We start from the raw sequence: 16759 nt of genomic DNA, 5'->3' as shown, positions 1-16759 counted from the left end.
ATCGCCCGCACGGCGGCCTCGGCGGGCAGACCCCCTACGAACGCCTCAAGCAGAAGACCACGACCCAGGCGTAAACGATCACCGTCGGTCGCACAGCCGGCTGCCGGCAAAGTGGACGGGTCCACATGAGGGCACGGGGCCAGTTCAAAGTCGGGTGAGGCCCGGCCGACGGGGACGCCGTCCCAGAATTGCCTGGTCTCGCATGATGGTTGACGAAGCGGCGTCGCAGGACGCTTGACGCCAGGTCTTGATCGAATAGGTCTGGTGCCTGCTGTCGATGGTAAGGCTGGTCAGCGCCGGGAGGCAGAAGGGCTAGGTTTGCGGATGCCTGAGGAACCTGACGAAGACCTCCTGATGCACGAGGAGTCGATGTTGGCCGGTTTGCTCGAGCTGTCCGGCGTCGAGATTCTGTGGTGCGACGACTTCCACGACGGAGCGATCGACGGCCTGGCCCGGTGGGATGGGCGGGAGTTCTGGTTCGCGGGGGTCTATCCGCTCGACCGTCGTCCGCGGCGGTATGTCCTGCACGAGATCAGCGCCGCGGATGTCGAGGCGGCGTCAGCGCTGCACCGTTTGCTGGGCGAGAACGCTGACGCCGCCCGGCACGGACGCCTCGACTCGACGCAGGAGCGAGCGTGGAGCCAGGTGTGGGCGAGCCGGCCGGATTACCGCCGTGCCCCGGCCGTGGGGTGGTTCACCGCCTAACCTCAGGCTCAAGGTTCAACCAGTCGCGGTGATGTGGTGGTGCGCCTTGGTGCGGTTCAGGTTGGTGGTGCTGCGGCGGGGGACGGCCGCGATCGGGGTGTTGGCGTCGTAGACGGTGATGGTGTGCTCGTCGAGGGCGACGGACACCAACTTGCGGGCGTGGACCTTGCCGACCTGGATGCGTTGTCCCGCGACCTGGATGCTGCCGTTGATGGATACGACTCGTTCCGCCTCCGGGATGGCCGCTGGCGGCGGGACCGCGGACGCCGGGCGGGCGTCACGGATGCGGCCGAGTGCGGTGGGCGGTAGTAGGCAGCGCAGGGTGCGGCGCTCCACCCGGCAGGCCGGCGCACGAACACGTGCCCGGGATCAGGCTTCACCAACTCGCCGGTTCTTCCCCCGGCTTCCTCGTCATCGACGACTCCAGTGGCCTAGCACCGTCGGGACCGATGACCGGCAAGACGGGGCGTTTCATCAGCTCTACAAACGCGGCCGCCAGCGGCGCGGTCAGACTGAGCTGCAGTCGCGGACGATCGTGACATCCGGTCATGCCGCCGTCAGCGCAAGTCACCGAGCGAGGCCATCACGCTCGCTAGCTGACCTGTGAGTCAAGTGGTCATCCTGAACTGCCGATGACAATACGGACGCAGAGGCGTACTGAGGGTCCAAAGGCCACGCACACAGTGGGCGGTGCCGGCGGGGCAGCCGCCAGTATCTCCGCGTGACCTCACCGCAGTGGCTTGCGGAGAATGTGGTTGAGACCGAACTCCGTCTCGCTCGTGCGTAGGTCGACGTAGCCGAGCCGCTGGTAGAACCCATGCCCGGTGATGCTGGCACCGGTCTCCATGTAGTCGTACCCCTCACCTGCAGCCAGCGCCTCGATGTGGTGCATCAACCGCCGTCCAACACCGTGACCGATTACCCGTGGATGGACGAACATCGTGAAGACCTTGTTGCCATCGCGGGAGACCGTGCCGGCGATCTCGTCCCGCACGGCGACGAACATCTGCCGCTCGTCGGCGAGCTGCTCGATCCGCTCGACCGAGAAGTGCGTACACATGCGGTCGATGATCTCTGCTGGGTAATCGCGGCTGTTGAGTTCCCGCAAGCACCGCTCGATGACGTCGACCACCGCCGGACCATCACCGGGTCGGAACAACCGGACCTCCACCACCTCCGCATTCTGCGGCTCCCGAGCGCGCAGAGGAAGGTGATCCAGACAGGTTGGATGCATGCATCTGACGAACGACCATCCGCTTCTGCCGCTGATAGGGCGCGGTGTCCGTGAGCGCGCTTTCCAATCGACCGATACGGCTGCGGGCGTCAGCATTGGTGCCAGCCGAGACACGGGGGTCGGCAGTTCACGATCCATCTGCAGTCGCCGGTCGGCGGTCGGCGGCTTCGTGCGAGCCCGGTTCGGGGGAGCAGGTTGAGAGCAACAGGCTGTACAGATCGGCCTTGAGCTGCGTCAGACGGCACCGAACGGCGCTCAATTGCACCCGCCATTGCCTGCCGCGCGTAGGTGTTCATGGTCAGCCCGATCTGGCTGTGCCCGAGCACCATCACGGTCCGGGGCGAAGCCCGGAGACCAGCAGGAACCTGGCGCAGGCGTGCGCCTGTCGAGTCGAGCTACCGAGCTGATCATCCGTCGCCCCGTTGTACAGCCATCCGTACAGCCAAGCCGACCGACAGCCCCAGGTGACGAGCGACCGTGGTCGACGAGTCGAGCAGGTCAACGGCAAGGACCGACGCTGGCCGACAGAAGTCTTGATCTTTGCAACGCAGGGGTCGGCTGGAAGGCTCAAAGCGTGACCGCGCCGAAGCCGACCGGCAGGGACCTCGAGCGGCACATGGCCACGACGTTCGTCGACGCCGTCCGGACGTGCCTCACCGACGGCGGCTGGCTGACCAGGGACAGCGGCCGGGAGACCGGCGGGAGCTTCCTCGTCGGGTCGCCGGCCGGCTCTTCGAGGTGCACAGCGACTTCCAGGTCGGTGAACCCGCCGACGGATACGCCGCGGTCGGCTGCGGCTACGACATCGCCCCGGGCGCCCTCTACCGCCCCCTGTGGGCCCTACGCCTGCCCTGGCCAGGCAGTCAGGGCCGGCGAGGCGGCAGCGGAAGGAGATAACCCTCCCTGTCGCGAAGCCAGCGCCTGCCTGATGCGTCGCGGAACTCCAAGCTGACCACAAGCCCGGCTTCCCCCGCTTTACCCAGTCCAGTCTCTGCGAGGATGTCCGGCACCGCGACGGTCAGCACGCCTTGGTGAGGAGGCACAACCAGGATCCACTCGCGGATCCCGCTCTGCAGAAGCGGGGGAAGGTACTTGAGGGTGTTCGCGTATCGGGGGGAGAAGATGACCAGCACGTCGTAGATCGGCAGGTTGGAGGCGTTGAGGACGTGCGCTGCCCACTTGTCGACGGGCTTCGTCGCTTCGGCGCCCGACGAAGCGAACTCCATCTGTATTGACTGCCCGTACCACACCGAGACGAGCTGGGCCTGGCTGCGCCGCTCGTACTCCGAACGCTCCCGCCGATCGGCCTCGGCCCGCTGGTCACGGCCTGACTCGATCTTGTAGACCCGGAACCCGACCAGGGACGCCACCACGGCGAGGATCACGGTGGCCAGGTTCGCGATCGCGCCGAGCCACGTCGCGAGGTCGCCTAATTCGGCCCTGGACAGCCAGGCTGCGAGCCAGAGGGAGAGCGTCAGCACGGTGTGAGGGGGTACGGACGAGCCGCCACCCGCAGCGGCCCGCTGACGCCCCAACTGCCCCTCCAGCACCAGCGGCACCACCCCGCAGCCGCCGTTGCACGTGACTGGCACCCCTGACCAGGGGTATCCTGCGGACATGGCCAACAGCAGCCGCGAGACCGGCGCCCGCAGCGAGGAGATCCTCGCCGCCGCCGGCATCGTCGTCACGCCGGAGGGCAAGGCCCGCGCTCGGCGGAAGCTCGACGACGCCGAGCGCCGATGGACCCCGGAGCTGGACGCCGAGCTGCGTGCCCAGATCGGCCTGCCCGCCCGCGCCGCGTGAACGATTGCCCTATCCGGGTCATCCTCGACGCCTCCGCGATCCTTGCCTTCACCCGCGAGTCGATCGACGTCGGCGAGGTGATCGCCGAGGTCGCCGATGAGGGCTGCCACTTCGGGCTACCCGTGCTGTGCCTCGCCGAGTCCTCCCGCGCCGTCGCCGACCGTGACCGCCTCGACCTGCTCGTCAACCACCCGGCCGCCGCATTGCTCACCATCGACCCGGCCAGCTGGCAGGCCCTCGCGGTCGTATACGACACCGTCGGTCGACTCGACGCGGCCAGCGCGCTACTCGCCGCCGTCGACAACGGGTGCAACGTGCTCACGGGGCAGCCCGGGTTGTACGGCGGCCTCGCCGGCGGCGGGCCCATCATCCCGTTGTGACCTGCCCTGCTGTTGCCGCGGGTACGAACCGCCCCGACACGCTTCCTCACGGTAATTGGCGGCCCGCCCCGCTGGCGCCCGACCGTCTCACGGGCCGGGTCACGTTCTCACTGATAGCGCCTGCCGGGCCTTGTCGCCTTGCCCGGCTTGGTGATCACGTTGTTCCTGCCGCGGCGCGTCACCATGATCTGCCGCGCCTTCTTCTTTAACCCTGTCAGGATTTTGCCCTTCATCGCGGGCTCCCTTCTCGCGCACGTCGGATCACCCGTGGCGATGCTCGCGTACCCGACGGTTCAGGCGTCATTCCCGTCGAGGGCGTACGCGCCGGTGCCCAGCGACTGGTTGTCGTCCCGTCCGGGCCAGGGCAGGCCCAGCTGGTAGAAGCCGCCGGAGCCGAGCAGCTCGGCGATTCGCCGGAACGGCACCCGCCGGTCGCCCAGGTAGTGGGTGCCGAGGTTGATCGCCACCCCGACGGTCAGGGACACCGGCGAGATCCGCAGACTGAGGACCAGAACTAGGACGGCCAGGCCGGCCAGCTGGGTGAGTTTGAGTGACGGCGGATCCAGGCTGTGGTGCCCAAACCAGACGAGGATCTGACTCGCAGCGGCTGAGCTGCCGTCACTCCGCATGCCGGGTCGGGGCGACCTCGCTACCGTCCGGCAGGGCCGAGATCACGAAGTCGGCAAAGACGTTGGGCGCGAGCTTCTGCAACTAGTCCCGGCCAAGCTCATCAAGGCCAAGTACGGCGGGACGTGGGCGCTGCTGGCCAGGACGACCCGACCAGCAAGTTCGTCGGGTTCATCCGGTCGTTCCCGAGGCGCGCCTCCACGATGGCGGCCAAGGGGTACCAGGAGGGCACCGTGACCACCCCGGCCACGGCCGAGCTCTGGGCCTCGCCGACCGCGCGCGGCCTGTCCAGGGCGCTGCTGGTGCAGGGGATCACCAAGCGCACGGACGGCGGCTTCTGGCGCGCCGTCGAGGTGATCAGCGACGGCCGCTGATCACGGTCGAGCCGGGCCGGGCATCCGAACCCGAGCGGCTGCCCGGCCCGGCCTGTTCCGTGGGGCGCCGGCCAATCCCGACCCGCCGGCGCCCCGCGGCCCGCTCGAGCAGCTGCCCCCGACCCCCGACACGAGGAGGCCCCATGCCCAACACCACCAAGCAGGGCGCCCGGCACTACTGCCAGGTCGGCCGGGAGAGCGTCGCGCCGCACACGCGGGGCAACACCCGACCTCGTGGGCGCCTGGCACCTGCTCGAACCCGGGCCACGGCAGGTGCTGCGGCAGGACCTCGGCCGCGACGATCTCGAGCGGAAGCGCGGCCGGGCGTGGGCGTTCGTGCAGGCGTTGGCAACCGTGTGGTACTACGACCGGACGAACCCCGCCATGGCGGGGATGGGTCGACGCACGCTCGCGCGCATCGTGGCCGACCCGCCATCGGCCTGATCGGAGGGCGGTCCGCCGCAGCCGGCGGTTGCCGTTGGCGGCCTGGGTGTCCACCCGTCGGCCGATCGTGCCGACGGACTGGCGACTCGGCCGGGCCGATCACGCACCGTGACGAGTAGCTTCAGGGCCGGAAACGCTCACCCCGATGCCCGGGAATCGGCGTGGCACCGTCCCCCGACACCGCTGGCCGGTGTCGTCAGGAGAGGACACCCACCATGACCAGAAAGGCCCTGCGGGGCCTCACCACGATCGTCGTCCTGTTCGGTCTGCTCCTGGCAGCCCCCCGTGCCGCATCCGCCGAACTGGTCGACAACTCGTCGGGACCCATCGACTTCGTCCAGTTCATTCCCTGCGCGAACGGCGAGGCGGGCGAAGAGGTGCACTTCACGGGAACGATCCACTTCGTCTACGCGGTCACGACCCAGCCGGACGGCTCGGTCAGCTACATCTTTGCCGGGAACACCCAGGGGCTCAGCGGCGTCGGTCTGACCACCGGAACCCTCTACCACGGCGTCGACCGGTTCTCGCAGACCCTCTACACGGAGTACCCGCCGGAGACCCTCACCTCGATTAGCACCGTCGTCCTCGCCGGCCAGGGGCCGGGTAACGACGTGCGGCTGAACTTCGCGTACCACTACACCGTCGCACCGGACGGGGAGCTCGTCGTCTCGGTGGTCAACGAAACGGGCGGCTGCGGCTGACCCGGAGACCCGGCACGCCGCCGGGTTCGGATCACGGTTCCGGGCGAGCGTGCGCCCGCCCGGAACCCCCGCTGCGCGCGCCCGGCCAGCCCAAGCGCGCCAAGTGCTGACTCTGCGGCAGCGCCCTCGTCGTCGAGGTGGGCCAGTGGGGCGCGTTCGAGTGGACCGGCACAGGCCGCTACCTGGAGGCCGAGGCGCAGAAGCTGTTCACCAGCTACGTGGCGGCCGAGAAGTGGGCTGACGCGCGCGGCCTGGTCGTGCGCTGGCTCATCGCCCAGGAGTGACCGGCTTCGGGTGCGAGCGCCGGCGCCGGCGCCGGCGCCGACGCTCGACGGTCCGTTCGGTGTCCTTGGCAGCGGAGAAATCCTCGCCTGCCGAGAGCAGTGCGCGTGATCATGAGCCTTGGCCTCAGGTGGATGGCCTGGTGCTGCGACCGCGGTCGGGTGGTCAGCCGGCGTAGTGGGGCTCGCTGATCCGGCGGCGGAATTCCGCGTGAGCGGTCTGGAAGACGTCGTTGAGCCGCTCGAGCTCGGACTCGGTCGGTTCTCGCCGCAGCCCGACTTCGATCTGGAAGTCGCCGTCTACCATCGCCACGTCGAGGCGGTCGAGCAGGTCCGCGGGGAGTCTGGTGATGACGAACTCGCGGAACGCGTCGGCGATCGTGCCCGGCATGTCGCCGCACCCGCAGGTGCGGCCATCCAGGACCGCACCGAGGTGGCTGCGGCCGATGATCGCGTCCGGGTGTACGGGATCCATGACGGTCAGGCCTTCCTCCAGGACCGTGCGGGCCTCCGACAGTCGACCCTCATGCTCAGGGAAAAGACCGAGGGCGATGCCGGCCCGCCCGACCGTGTCATGGTCGGTGCCGCGGCGCGCCTGTCGCACTGCCTCGGTCAGTCGTTTAGGGTGCCGGGACCAGTAGCCGCGAATCCCTTCCGAACCGAACTGGGCGGTCCGGCGGAGGCTACGGATCAGATGGTTCGCACGGGCGGGTCGTACACGCGTCTACAACGCCAGCGACGCCCAGCCCGACCCTGACCAGGTCAACAAGGTCGTCGACCGGAACACCGACGCGTGGCAGCTGATGGCCGGCGGCCACTGGACGTGCCTCGGCCCGCACAGCTGGCCGGAGCTGCTCGAGCGGGTTGGCCAGGTCACCGACATACCACTGGCAAGCCCGCCCCGCCCGCGGCGATCGACCCGGCGTTCGAGGAGTTCGTCCTCACCGAGATGCGCCTCGACCCCAACATCGTGGCGGCGCTGAACCGGCTGCGCTGCGGACATCGTCCTCAACTGCCGCAACGCTGACAGCTATCGGGGCCGAGAAGCGCTTCGCAGATCATCAGGTGGCTCGAGGCTGGCGTCTTCCTTGCCACGCTGGACCGCCAGGGCAAGGGCTAACGTCGCGTCGACGACGGTAAGTGACGCCATGGCAATCGCTCCAGTTCGGGCCCGGCGGTTACCGTCCGGGCGGTTGGCCTCCGCTCCGTAGCAACCGGTCAGCACGAGATTCAAGGCCGCCCGTGCCGCCATCCACGGCCAACGGGGACGCCCACACAAGACGCCAGAGCCGACGACGAGATCAGTCAGGCCGACCGCTCTGGCCAGCACGGGGCGGTTACCCATCCCGAGGGCTGCCGCGCTGCGTCGTGGCATGGCCGTTAAGACCACACCGAAGCCAAGCGTCACGAGACCCACCGCGTTCGCCAGCTTGTCCGTGCGCCGTCGAGTCATGAACCGGATCATCGCAGACGGATCGGCACCACTTTCCAAGCGTCCGGCCATGCCGCTGAGCGCTTGGTCTCGGACGACCGGATCTGGCTCCCCTCTGTGTCAAGAGGCCACGGCGAGGGTTGTTCTAGGCTGGGGTGTGGCGGGTCCGGGAAGTGACTTTTCCGAAGAGCCGGCATGGGGATGTGAGCTGGTCACGCTGGAGTCAGTAGTCGTCTCCCGTTGTCCTCCCGGGCCCGTCGCCGTCGCCGTGGCCGTCGTGGCGTCGTCGATCATCCGTCGGTAGACGATGTCGGACAGGCGCCGTTTCAGCGCTCGCATCGCTTCCATCGATGTCTTCCCAGCGGCTTTCTTGCGGTCGAAGTAGGCGCGCCCTTCGGTGGGGTTGCGTAGCTGGACGGTGGCCATGATGTGCAGTACCCGGTTGATCTGCCGGTTGCCGGCTCGGGAGAGCCGGTGTCGTACTTGTTCGCCGGAGGACGCGTCGATGGGGGCGGTGCCGTTCCAGGAGGCGAAGTGGGCCCGGTTCGGAAACCGGGTGATGTCGCCGACCTCGACCAGCAGTCGGGCTGCGCCGGAGGGTCCGATGCCGTGCAGGTCCATCAGCGTGGTGCCGGTGGAGGCCACCAGTTGGGTCAGTTCCTTGTCGGCGTCCTTGCAGCGTCGGTAGACCCGTTCGAGGTCACCGATCAGCTCCGCGGCGACCCGGCGTCGGGCCTTGCCGACCGCGTCTCGGGGTCTGACCGTGGCCAGCAGTGCTTTGGCCTGGGCGGCGGAGAGACTCTTCTTCGCGCCACCCGGAATGAGCTCCAGCAGCAGTTGGTGCAGCTGGGAGATCATGCGGGTGTGGTCCTCGCCGAGCGAACGGCGGCGGTCGACCAGGATCCGCAGCAAGGCGAGCTGCTCGTCGTTGACGACTGGGCGCAGTCCGGCCATGCGGGTGCCGACCAGCGCGATGGAGTGGGCGTCGGTGGCGTCGGTCTTGCGGCCCTGCCCGGTGGCGAACACCCGCGCCCGGGCGGACAGCTTCGGTGGCACGTCGACGACCTGCTCACCATCGGCCAGTAGCCGGTTGGCGATGTGCCGGCCGATGCCCTGGCAGCCCTCGATTGCCCAGATCCGGTGCGGCCATTGGCTGGCGTACTTCCTCATCGCCGTGTAGCCGTCGCGGTCGGTGTCGAAGCGGCCGGCGCCGACGATGGTCTCGTTGCCGGCCATGACCTCGATCGTGGCGGTGCGCTTGTGCGGGTCCATCCCGATGACCACACGATCTGACGTGGTACTCAACGCGTCCTCCGATGCTCGATCCACCTGGGTTGTCGAGCCGGGAGGGCAACGCTACTTCGAGCCGAGCAAACCCCTCTTGAGCCTCTCCCCGCCCGGGGGCGACGCCCGGGCCGCGCAGGCCAGATGAGAGCCACACGACCAGCGTGGGCAGCCGAATTGAGAGCGACAGCCCGGGCGCCTCGACCGAAGCCTGGCCGGGCCACGGTCGCAGGTCAATGAAACAAGTAGCCGCTGACAAGGCGCGGCGTTCGTGAGCGTGCTTTCCAACCGACCCGATACAGCTGCGGGAGTCAGCGCTGGTGCCAGCAAAAGGCACTGGGCCGGCAGCTCACGATCCGTCGGCGGTCGGCGGCCCGGTACCAGGCCGGTTCGGGGGAGCAGGTTGGGAGCAGCCGGGTGCCCTGAACGGCCTTGAACTGCGTCCAACGGCATCGAACGGTACTCAACTGTACCCACCCCTGCCTGCGGCTCCACGTTTCCGCAGGTCAGAGTCGCTGCAGCGTCCTGTTTCACACCGAAGAGGTCACTGGTTCGATCCCAGTATCGCCCACCATCTGTATACGCAGGTCAGAAGCTCGTCGCCGGAGTATCTGGTAACGAGCTTCTTTGCTTATGCACCTTACTTGGGAGCAGTTGGGGAGCAGCGGACGGTTGTATGCCTAACGGCTCCGGTGGGCCCTGTGCCGCTCGTCTGGGCGGGCACCGCCGTGGCGGCCCGTATTTGGATCGCTGGCGCCGGCTGGCTCATGCGGGATCGATTCTCCGCCCAACCGGGCTGGCGCTGAGGGTAGGGCGTACCCGTGCGGCGACCACTTTGGACCCGGAGGTATGGCGGTGCGGTTCCGGGATCGGGGGCCGGTCGAACTCGAGACCGAGTGGCGTTGCAGCGCCCCGCGGGTGGTGTCCGCCCCGGCGTGCCCCTGATGTTCGTGGCTTTGTCGACGCCGGGATCCGAACATCGTTCTGTCGAACATATGTACTAGTCCGTGGTGGTGGACGTGAGGGGGCGCTGGTGGAACGGGGTGTGGGGACGACTCGCGCGACGGGACGTGTGGCTGACCCGGGAGATTCGTTGGCGGGTCGTCGCGCGGGCCGGTGACTCGGAGACGGGTCGCATCCTGCGTTGGGAGTTCGACACTGAGGCGGAGGCTCGGGCGATGGTGGCGCGGCTGCTCAGGGGCGGGAGCGGCCGGTGGCGCGAGCAGACCGTTGATGCCGCGGCCGCACCTCCGCCGGCAGCGCAGGCGGCCGGGCGGGGTTCCGAGCCCGTGAGCAACCGCCAGGCGATCGACGAGGGCGGAGGCAACCCCTGAGCCTGAGCGCCCGGACTGCCGGGATTGGACCGTGATCGGCGCACCCCGATTAGATGCACCGCCGCCCGGGTGACCGACGAGAGCTCCACTGAGCCGAGGGCGGCGCCCGTCATATGACGTGGTCGGGCGAGTGGGCTGTGCTCGTGGGAGGCGCGGCCGCCTGGGGCCAGGCGTTGCTGCTGGGGGGTGGGTTGCGGCGCATCGGGTGGATGCGTGGTCCGTCGGGTAGGGCGATCGGGGGCCGGGCGATGTAGCCGTAGCGGGCGTACAAGTCGTGGACGTCTGCGGTGGTGTCGGTCCAGGAGGGCAGGTCAATGCGGTCGACGCGGCTGCGGTGGTGTGCGAGGAGCGCCCTACCGCAGCCGGCGTGTTGGGCGGTGGGTGTGACGGCGAGGAAGGCCAGGTGGTAATGGGGTTCGGTGGGACGCTGCGCGGAGAGCACGTGGTCGAGGAGGGTGAAGCGGCCGGCGTGCTCGCCGGCGGCGTCGGTGAGTCGGATGCCGTAGTTGGCGGGTAGGGGGATGGGTCGGTAGCGGTGGAAGCCGACCGCGGCTGCGGTGAGGTCGTGGGTGAGGTAGATGTCGCCGAAGAACATGGCGTGCTCGATCCAGATGGCGAGGACGTCGGCCAGTACCCGGCGCCGTTGGCCCGGGTCGGGCACGAGCCACGCCCCGAGTTCGGTGGGGTGCAGCGCGTCGGCGATGACCGCGGCGACGGCGTCTTTGTCCGTCCACCGGCCGGCGCGGATACGAAGATCAGCGTCCATGATGGGTGGCTCCTGTGCGGGTGTGGGTTAGCGGTAGGTGGCGGTGGCGAGGTCACCGAGCGCGGCGTCGACGGCCGCGGTGATGTGGCGCACCGGGCGGTGGTGCTGTCCGGCGACGGTCCGTAGGCGGTGGGTGAGGGCGGTGGTGTCGTCGTCGAGGTAGAGGTAGGCGGTGAGGTTGAGGGCGGCGATGAGTCCGGCGAGGGCGGCGGTGTGGTTGTCGGCCGGTTCTCGGCCGGTGGCGAGGTAGCGCAGGCGGGCGCGGGCGATGATGGCCCATTTGGTGTCGGTGGCGCGGTAGGTGTCGGTGCGGAGCAGCCCGGCGAGGCGCCGGCGGCTGGCGTGGCGGAGGATCCCGGCGGCGACCAGTCCGGCGCGGGTGCGTTCGTACAGGTCGTCGGAGAAGCCGCGCAGCCATCCCCGCACGGTGGGCGCGGGGTGCGGGTAGCGGATGGACGCGAGGGCGCTGTCGGCGATCAGGTCACCGGTCGGGCGGCCGTTGAACAGATGCAGCCGCTGCTCGACGGCGGAATGGGTGCCCTGGGCGGGATCAATGGTGATCCGGCCGGTGAGGAACAGGTCGATCAGGACTGCGCCGGCCAGGCCGATGGCCAGGGCGTGTGGGTGTAGGTGGGGTTGGCCGGTGTCGTCGTCGTGGGCGAGTAGGAACAGCTCGTCGCGTACCGGAAGACGCGGAACGGATGCCACCGCAGTGTTCCTCCTACCGCTGCTCGGCGGCGAGCTGCCGCAGCCGGTCGTGGGCTCCGCCGTATGGGGGAGTGGGGGAGGGGAGCAGGGTTTTGTCGGCGGCGGCGAGGATCGTGTAGTTGGGGTCGCAGACGTTGCCGATCGGCGCCCGTCCCGCTTGGGAGATCAGCTGGTAGGCGTCGAGGACGCCCAGGCCGGTGAGGGCGGCGCTCCAGCCGACAAGGTCGTGGTGCGCGATCCGGTACGCGTCCTCGAGCGGGCGGGCGGCGCCGACGGACATGATCGTCTGGTCGGTTTCCAATCGCGGCCACGGCGTCGGCACGCCCTTGATGACCTCGACGAGAAGTGTGGTCGTGGTGGCGATCTCGACGCCGGCGCCGCAGGCCTCGCCTTCGCCCTGGCGGGCGTGCCCGTCACCGAGGGCGAGCATCGCCCCGTGCATCGCTACGCCGAGGTAGAGGGTGGTTCCGGCGCGGAGCTGCGGGGTGTCGAGGTTCCCGCCGTGGGTGTCGGGGACGATTGTGGCGCGGGCCTCGAACCCGCCCGGTGCGACGCCGATCGTGCCGATCATCGGCTCCAGCGGCAGGTCCACCGTGTGATCGCTGGCCGTGGCCCGGTACCGGACGACGCCGGCCGGCTTGTCGACCTCGTACACCCACACCCGCTCCTCCAGGGGCGGCTGCAGGGTGGCGGTGTGCGAGGTGGAGGTGAGCGCCCCGAAGTGCGGGAACGTCGAGGAGACACCCCAGGTGCGGGCTGGTTCGATCGCCACGACGTGCACGGCGAGGGTGTCACCGGGTTCGGCGTCCTCGACGAAGAACGGCCCGGAGACGGGGTTGAGGTAGGGCATGTGGCACACCTGCGACGGCAGGTCCGCCGGCCCCCGCACCAGACCACCGAAGCAGTCCTCCGTGAACACCCGCAGCAGGTCACCCGAGCGCAGGTGCGCCACCGGCATCCGCCCGCCGAACGTGTAGGCGAACTCGTCCCGCACCGGCCTGTACACGATCTGGTCCATGCCGCTCACACCCGTTCCACATCACGCCGCAGGACCGGCTGGGCGGGTGCGAACCCGGACAACACCGGCCGCCGCCCGGCCACATACAGGCCGGCGAGGACCAGTACACCCAGGGCCAGCCACGCCAGGCCGAGGCGTTGGGCGGCGATGTTCGCATTCACCACGACGTAGGCGAGGATCACGAACCCGACCGCGGGCATGACCAGGTGCGCCCAGACGTTGCGGCTGCGCCGGCGGATCAGGTGGTGCACGACCACGGAAACGTGCAGGACGAGGAACGCGACCATCGCACCAAAGTTGATCAGCGACGACAACACCGTGATCCCATCCGCGCGGGTCGCCATGTAAAGGCCGAGGACCAGCGACACGACCCCGGTCAGCAGAGTGGCGTTGACCGGCACACTGCGGCGGATCGACACCCTCGCCAGGAACGCGGGCAGTTGCCGGTCACGGGCCATCGCATACAGCAGGCGGCTGGTGGCGACCTGCGCGACCATCGAGTTCGGCAACCCCCACGCGACCGCCGTCGCCACCGCACACACCGTCGCCAACCAACCCCCGCCAGCGACCGCGGCAGCGTCGTAGAAAGCCGTGCCGTCCGGGTCCCCGTTCAGGGCGAGCGCGGCAGGGTCGGGGACGAGCATCGCGGCCAGCCACGTCTGCGCGATGAACAGGACCCCGGCGAGGACGAGGACCGCGGCCATGGCCCGGCCGATCTGCCGGGCGCCGCCCTTGGTCTCCTCGGCAAGCATGCTGATGCCGTCGAAGCCCAGGAACGACAACACCGCGATCGACACCGCCCCCGCCACCAGCGACCAAGTGAAGGCGTCAGCGTTGTAGAACGCGTCCCAACTGAACCGACCCTTCCCCGAGGCGAGGGCCCAACCGGCGACGGCGAGGAACACCACCAGCACGATCAGCTCGCCGACCAGCATGACCCGGGTCATGATCGCGGTCAGCCGGATCCCCACCGAGTTGATGACGGTGTTGACGGCCACGAACCCGAGCAGCCACACCCAGACCGGCACCGCCGGCACACTCGCGTGCATCGCCACCGACGCCACCAGATACAGCAACCCCGGCACCAGCACGTAGTCCAGCAGGATCACCCAGCCCGCGAGGAACCCCACTGGTGGGCCGATCCCGCGGCCGGCGTAGTTGTAGACGCTCCCGCTCATGGGAAACGCCTTCACCATCTGCGCGTACGAGAACGCGGTGAACACCAACGCCGCCACACCGATCGCGTAGGCCAGCGCCACCATGCCACCCGAGGCGCCGTACACACTGCCGAAGATCGCCATCGGCGCGATCGGCACCATATACACCAACCCGTAGGACAACAGGTCACGGAACCGCAGTTGCCGGCTCAACTCATGTCGATATCCATATCGCGATAGGTCATCCTGGAGACTCATCAGATTCCTCATGTTGTATCTGAGCCCTGGCTAATCGGCGGCTTCGCAGCTGACTCGTCAGAGAAGGCAACTGCTCGTGGTGCCCGAACCGCTGTTAATGATTTCGCCCGGCACGCGGACGGGTGACTTAGCAATGAGAATTGCGCACGTTGCCAGATGAGTCGATAGTGTCGATGCGGACATAGGCTGTTGTCCGCATGCGACTGTCCGCGTAGCGTTCGTCCACGTACGGTCAAGCCCGTCTGGCTGCGGCAGCGACAGGCGAACGGCACTCAGGAGTATCGGTGGCTCAAACTCCACGACAGCTGACCCCGCATCGATCAGTGCTACATGGGTTCGGCGCGGCGCTGCGACAGTGGCGGGAGTGCCGCGGACTGTCCCAGCGTGCTCTAGGAGGCCTGGTGCATGTCAGCGGGGACCTCATCGGCAAGGTGGAGAAGGCCGAACGTTGGCCGACTGCCCGCCTCGTCGAGTCGTGTGAGGCCGCACTTCAGGCGGATGGTGAGTTGGTCCGCTTCCTGTCAGACCTCGAACGTGAGCGTCGACTGACCGGCATCAGCTACCGCATGGCCGACGACGCCGACGATCGACTCCGCGCCGTCATGGATCACGACGACGAGCCTGACCTGCTCCGCTCGTGGCACGAGCAAATCGCCAGTCTGGCCATTGCCGGAAACCGCACCGGATACGCCGGGATGGCGTCCACCGCCCATGCGCAAATCAACGCCGCAGCCGCTATCGCGCGGCGAAGCCGCTCAGCAGACCGCAGAGACGTACTAATCGCGCAAGCACTGTGGGCCGAGTTCCTCAGTTGGATCGACGAGCAGGGCGACGCCGCCGAGGCGGACGCATGGTTGCGGCGCGCCCAGCAGTACGCCGTCGAAGCAAACGCGCCGACGCTAAATAGCTACATTCTGATGAGGCAGAGCCAACGCGCTCTCGAGCGCTTCGACCCGCGCAATGCCGCTGCCTTGGCGCAGCGGGCGCTGGAGGAGATTCGTTTACCCAACCGTATCCGCGCTCTGCTGCTGGTTCGCCAGGCTCAGGCCTACGCGATGGGTGGTGACCAGAACGCCTGTGCAGCCAGCATCGACAAGGCGCACAGGGTCGCCGGCAGTGCCGACTGGGACTCCGAACTGCCGATCGATGTTGGCGTCCACTGCGACCCGGTGTACGTAACCGCCCACGAAGCGCAATGCCGTCTGCTTCTCGGCCAACCGGCGGCTGCAGCCGATCTCTACGAGCAACTCCTGAGTCACTGGCCAGATCAGTGGCGCGTCGACGAGGCCCTTTGGCGATCGGCCCTGTCCACCGCCTACGCCAACAGTGGCGACGTCGAGCGCGCGGCGGCCGAGGCCACCAACGCCTTGGCCTTGGCCACTGGTACATCCTCCACGCGGGCTCTGCGCTGGTTGAACCCGACGGCGGTAGCCCTTCGACAGCAGTCAGCCGTTCCCGAGGCGGCGGCCTTCGTGCTCGCCTATCGGCAGGCGACTCTCGAAGCGTGCAACCATTAGCCCGTGGACCTGATCACCACGGCGACGAGCACCGACGAGTCCGAGCGAGCGGCGTCCGTCGCGCTCCTCCCAGTCGGGAGTTTCGAACAGCACGGGGCCCACCTGCCGCTGCTGACGGACACCATCGTGGCATGCGCGATCGCGAAGGCAGTCGCCGAGCGCTACGACCTCTTTCTGCTGCCGCCCCTGACGATCTCCTGCTCCCACGAGCACGCGGCGTGGCGTGGAACGGTCAGTATCAGCGCCACCACCCTCGCCGCCGTGGTCTTTGACATCGCCGGCTCCCTGCACGAATCGGGCATCGATCAGCTCGCTGTTATTAACGGGCACGGCGGGAACTACGCGCTTGCCAACGTCGTTCAGGAAGCCAATGTCGCCGGGCCCCGGATGACTCTTTTCCCCGCTCGGGCCGACTGGGACGACGCTCGAGTGGCCGCCGGCCTGCACAGCACAGCTCATCAGGACATGCACGCTGGCGAGCTCGAGGTTTCGCTGCTCCTGCATGTTGCGCCCGAGGTGGTGCGTGATGGCTTCCAGCATGCCGACCACGTAGCGGACGATCGACGTCACCTCCTCACGCGGGGTATGAGTGGCTACACCACCAGCGGCGTTATCGGTCTGCCGTCCCACGCCACCGCTGCCAAGGGCAAAGCCGTACTGGAAGACCTTGTTCGCTCCTTCGCCGACCATTACGGCCTCCTGCCGGGGCCCGAGGCATGATCAGGAAATGACGCGG

21 protein-coding genes and 1 pseudogene are annotated in these 16759 nt (G+C 68.4%); 10 read left to right on the top strand and 12 right to left on the bottom strand.

From position 1 onward, the window contains the following. Positions 1-324 precede the first annotated feature (324 nt). Positions 325-705: a hypothetical protein gene (locus tag ACIBBA_RS30555; protein WP_396701907.1), complete on the top strand. Its 381-nt coding sequence runs from the start codon at positions 325-327 to the stop codon at positions 703-705. A gap of 15 nt (positions 706-720) precedes the next feature. Here ACIBBA_RS30555 and ACIBBA_RS30550 read toward each other — a convergent pair whose 3' ends face one another. The 3 genes from ACIBBA_RS30550 to ACIBBA_RS30540 all read right to left on the bottom strand — a co-directional run bounded on the left by ACIBBA_RS30550 (position 721) and on the right by ACIBBA_RS30540 (position 3420). After that, positions 721-1041, bottom strand: coding sequence for a hypothetical protein (locus ACIBBA_RS30550; protein ID WP_396701905.1), 321 nt, complete (start codon positions 1039-1041; stop codon positions 721-723). 391 nt (positions 1042-1432) lie between these two features. Continuing rightward, on the bottom strand, positions 1433-1879 hold the full coding sequence (locus tag ACIBBA_RS30545; RefSeq protein WP_396701903.1) for a GNAT family N-acetyltransferase: 447 nt from the start codon (positions 1877-1879) through the stop codon (positions 1433-1435). A 923-nt stretch (positions 1880-2802) separates the two neighbouring features. Further along, positions 2803-3420, bottom strand: a complete 618-nt coding sequence (locus tag ACIBBA_RS30540) for a hypothetical protein (protein WP_396701901.1) — start codon at positions 3418-3420, stop codon at positions 2803-2805. Positions 3421-3556: 136 nt separating this feature from the next. Between ACIBBA_RS30540 and ACIBBA_RS30535 the strand changes: the two genes are divergently transcribed. Together ACIBBA_RS30535 and ACIBBA_RS30530 are read left to right on the top strand one after the other, a co-directional pair. After that, the gene (locus tag ACIBBA_RS30535) at positions 3557-3742 is read left to right on the top strand and encodes a hypothetical protein (RefSeq protein WP_396701899.1); all 186 of its coding nucleotides are present in this window, start codon (positions 3557-3559) and stop codon (positions 3740-3742) included. After that, the gene (locus tag ACIBBA_RS30530) at positions 3739-4122 is read left to right on the top strand and encodes a hypothetical protein (RefSeq protein ID WP_396701897.1); all 384 of its coding nucleotides are present in this window, start codon (positions 3739-3741) and stop codon (positions 4120-4122) included. The genes ACIBBA_RS30535 and ACIBBA_RS30530 overlap by 4 nt, the downstream gene beginning before the upstream one ends. A gap of 107 nt (positions 4123-4229) precedes the next feature. Here ACIBBA_RS30530 and ACIBBA_RS30525 read toward each other — a convergent pair whose 3' ends face one another. The 3 genes and pseudogenes from ACIBBA_RS30525 to thyX form a co-directional block, all read right to left on the bottom strand. Next, a complete protein-coding gene (locus ACIBBA_RS30525) occupies positions 4230-4355 on the bottom strand; it encodes a hypothetical protein (protein WP_350876935.1) in 126 nt (41 codons plus the stop codon). Positions 4356-4415: 60 nt separating this feature from the next. Next, positions 4416-4607 (bottom strand): hypothetical protein, encoded by a 192-nt coding sequence (locus ACIBBA_RS30520; RefSeq protein ID WP_396701895.1) that lies wholly within the window; start codon positions 4605-4607, stop codon positions 4416-4418. 133 nt (positions 4608-4740) lie between these two features. After that, positions 4741-4833, bottom strand: a pseudogene (gene thyX, locus ACIBBA_RS30515) (FAD-dependent thymidylate synthase); the annotation flags it as partial. A 41-nt stretch (positions 4834-4874) separates the two neighbouring features. On the opposite strand from thyX, the gene ACIBBA_RS30510 reads away from it, so the two are divergent. The 4 genes from ACIBBA_RS30510 to ACIBBA_RS30495 all read left to right on the top strand — a co-directional run bounded on the left by ACIBBA_RS30510 (position 4875) and on the right by ACIBBA_RS30495 (position 6552). Further along, positions 4875-5123: a hypothetical protein gene (locus ACIBBA_RS30510; protein WP_396701893.1), complete on the top strand. Its 249-nt coding sequence runs from the start codon at positions 4875-4877 to the stop codon at positions 5121-5123. Positions 5124-5357: 234 nt separating this feature from the next. Continuing rightward, positions 5358-5567, top strand: coding sequence for a hypothetical protein (locus ACIBBA_RS30505; RefSeq protein ID WP_396701891.1), 210 nt, complete (start codon positions 5358-5360; stop codon positions 5565-5567). Positions 5568-5782: 215 nt separating this feature from the next. Further along, positions 5783-6268 (top strand): hypothetical protein, encoded by a 486-nt coding sequence (locus ACIBBA_RS30500; RefSeq protein ID WP_396701889.1) that lies wholly within the window; start codon positions 5783-5785, stop codon positions 6266-6268. Between the two features lie 137 nt (positions 6269-6405). Continuing rightward, a complete protein-coding gene (locus ACIBBA_RS30495) occupies positions 6406-6552 on the top strand; it encodes a hypothetical protein (RefSeq protein WP_396701887.1) in 147 nt (48 codons plus the stop codon). 163 nt (positions 6553-6715) lie between these two features. Here the strand turns inward: ACIBBA_RS30495 and ACIBBA_RS30490 are convergent, their stop codons facing one another. Beyond that, positions 6716-7153 (bottom strand): hypothetical protein, encoded by a 438-nt coding sequence (locus tag ACIBBA_RS30490; RefSeq protein ID WP_396701885.1) that lies wholly within the window; start codon positions 7151-7153, stop codon positions 6716-6718. A 948-nt stretch (positions 7154-8101) separates the two neighbouring features. Continuing rightward, positions 8102-9286 (bottom strand): IS110 family transposase, encoded by a 1185-nt coding sequence (locus ACIBBA_RS30485; RefSeq protein ID WP_396701883.1) that lies wholly within the window; start codon positions 9284-9286, stop codon positions 8102-8104. A gap of 992 nt (positions 9287-10278) precedes the next feature. Here ACIBBA_RS30485 and ACIBBA_RS30480 point away from each other — a divergent pair. Continuing rightward, positions 10279-10599, top strand: a complete 321-nt coding sequence (locus ACIBBA_RS30480) for a hypothetical protein (RefSeq protein ID WP_396701909.1) — start codon at positions 10279-10281, stop codon at positions 10597-10599. A 109-nt stretch (positions 10600-10708) separates the two neighbouring features. Here the strand turns inward: ACIBBA_RS30480 and ACIBBA_RS30475 are convergent, their stop codons facing one another. Genes ACIBBA_RS30475 through ACIBBA_RS30460 form a run of 4 tightly spaced genes read right to left on the bottom strand, consistent with a single transcriptional unit; the run spans position 10709 to position 14506 of the window. Next, positions 10709-11365 (bottom strand): N-acetyltransferase, encoded by a 657-nt coding sequence (locus tag ACIBBA_RS30475; protein ID WP_396701881.1) that lies wholly within the window; start codon positions 11363-11365, stop codon positions 10709-10711. A gap of 27 nt (positions 11366-11392) precedes the next feature. After that, a complete protein-coding gene (locus tag ACIBBA_RS30470) occupies positions 11393-12073 on the bottom strand; it encodes a GPP34 family phosphoprotein (RefSeq protein ID WP_396701879.1) in 681 nt (226 codons plus the stop codon). Between the two features lie 13 nt (positions 12074-12086). After that, entirely contained in the window at positions 12087-13091 is a 1005-nt protein-coding gene (locus tag ACIBBA_RS30465) for an acetamidase/formamidase family protein (protein WP_396701877.1), read from the bottom strand. Between the two features lie 5 nt (positions 13092-13096). Then, positions 13097-14506 (bottom strand): APC family permease, encoded by a 1410-nt coding sequence (locus tag ACIBBA_RS30460; RefSeq protein ID WP_396701875.1) that lies wholly within the window; start codon positions 14504-14506, stop codon positions 13097-13099. A 284-nt stretch (positions 14507-14790) separates the two neighbouring features. Here ACIBBA_RS30460 and ACIBBA_RS30455 point away from each other — a divergent pair, with 284 nt between their 5' ends. Both ACIBBA_RS30455 and ACIBBA_RS30450 read left to right on the top strand, forming a co-directional pair. After that, entirely contained in the window at positions 14791-16023 is a 1233-nt protein-coding gene (locus tag ACIBBA_RS30455; RefSeq protein ID WP_396701873.1) for a helix-turn-helix domain-containing protein, read from the top strand. A gap of 3 nt (positions 16024-16026) precedes the next feature. After that, on the top strand, positions 16027-16743 hold the full coding sequence (locus ACIBBA_RS30450; RefSeq protein WP_396701871.1) for a creatininase family protein: 717 nt from the start codon (positions 16027-16029) through the stop codon (positions 16741-16743). Positions 16744-16759: the final 16 nt, after the last annotated feature.

It is taken from the genome of Micromonospora sp. NPDC051006 (assembly GCF_044456245.1).
Taxonomy (GTDB): Bacteria; Actinomycetota; Actinomycetes; order Mycobacteriales; family Micromonosporaceae; genus Micromonospora.
This window is presented reverse-complemented; position numbering and strand designations above follow the sequence as displayed.

What these genes read in the sequence shown, in the direction of transcription:
- ACIBBA_RS30555 (WP_396701907.1), top strand. Translation starts at nt 325, where the DNA reads ATGCCTGAGGAACCTGACGAAGACCTCCTGATGCACGAGGAGTCGATG.
- ACIBBA_RS30535 (WP_396701899.1), top strand. Translation starts at nt 3,557, where the DNA reads ATGGCCAACAGCAGCCGCGAGACCGGCGCCCGCAGCGAGGAGATCCTC.
- ACIBBA_RS30525 (WP_350876935.1), bottom strand. Translation starts at nt 4,355, where the DNA reads ATGAAGGGCAAAATCCTGACAGGGTTAAAGAAGAAGGCGCGGCAGATC.
- ACIBBA_RS30500 (WP_396701889.1), top strand. Translation starts at nt 5,783, where the DNA reads ATGACCAGAAAGGCCCTGCGGGGCCTCACCACGATCGTCGTCCTGTTC.
- ACIBBA_RS30475 (WP_396701881.1), bottom strand. Translation starts at nt 11,365, where the DNA reads ATGGACGCTGATCTTCGTATCCGCGCCGGCCGGTGGACGGACAAAGAC.
- ACIBBA_RS30465 (WP_396701877.1), bottom strand. Translation starts at nt 13,091, where the DNA reads ATGGACCAGATCGTGTACAGGCCGGTGCGGGACGAGTTCGCCTACACG.
- ACIBBA_RS30460 (WP_396701875.1), bottom strand. Translation starts at nt 14,506, where the DNA reads ATGAGTCTCCAGGATGACCTATCGCGATATGGATATCGACATGAGTTG.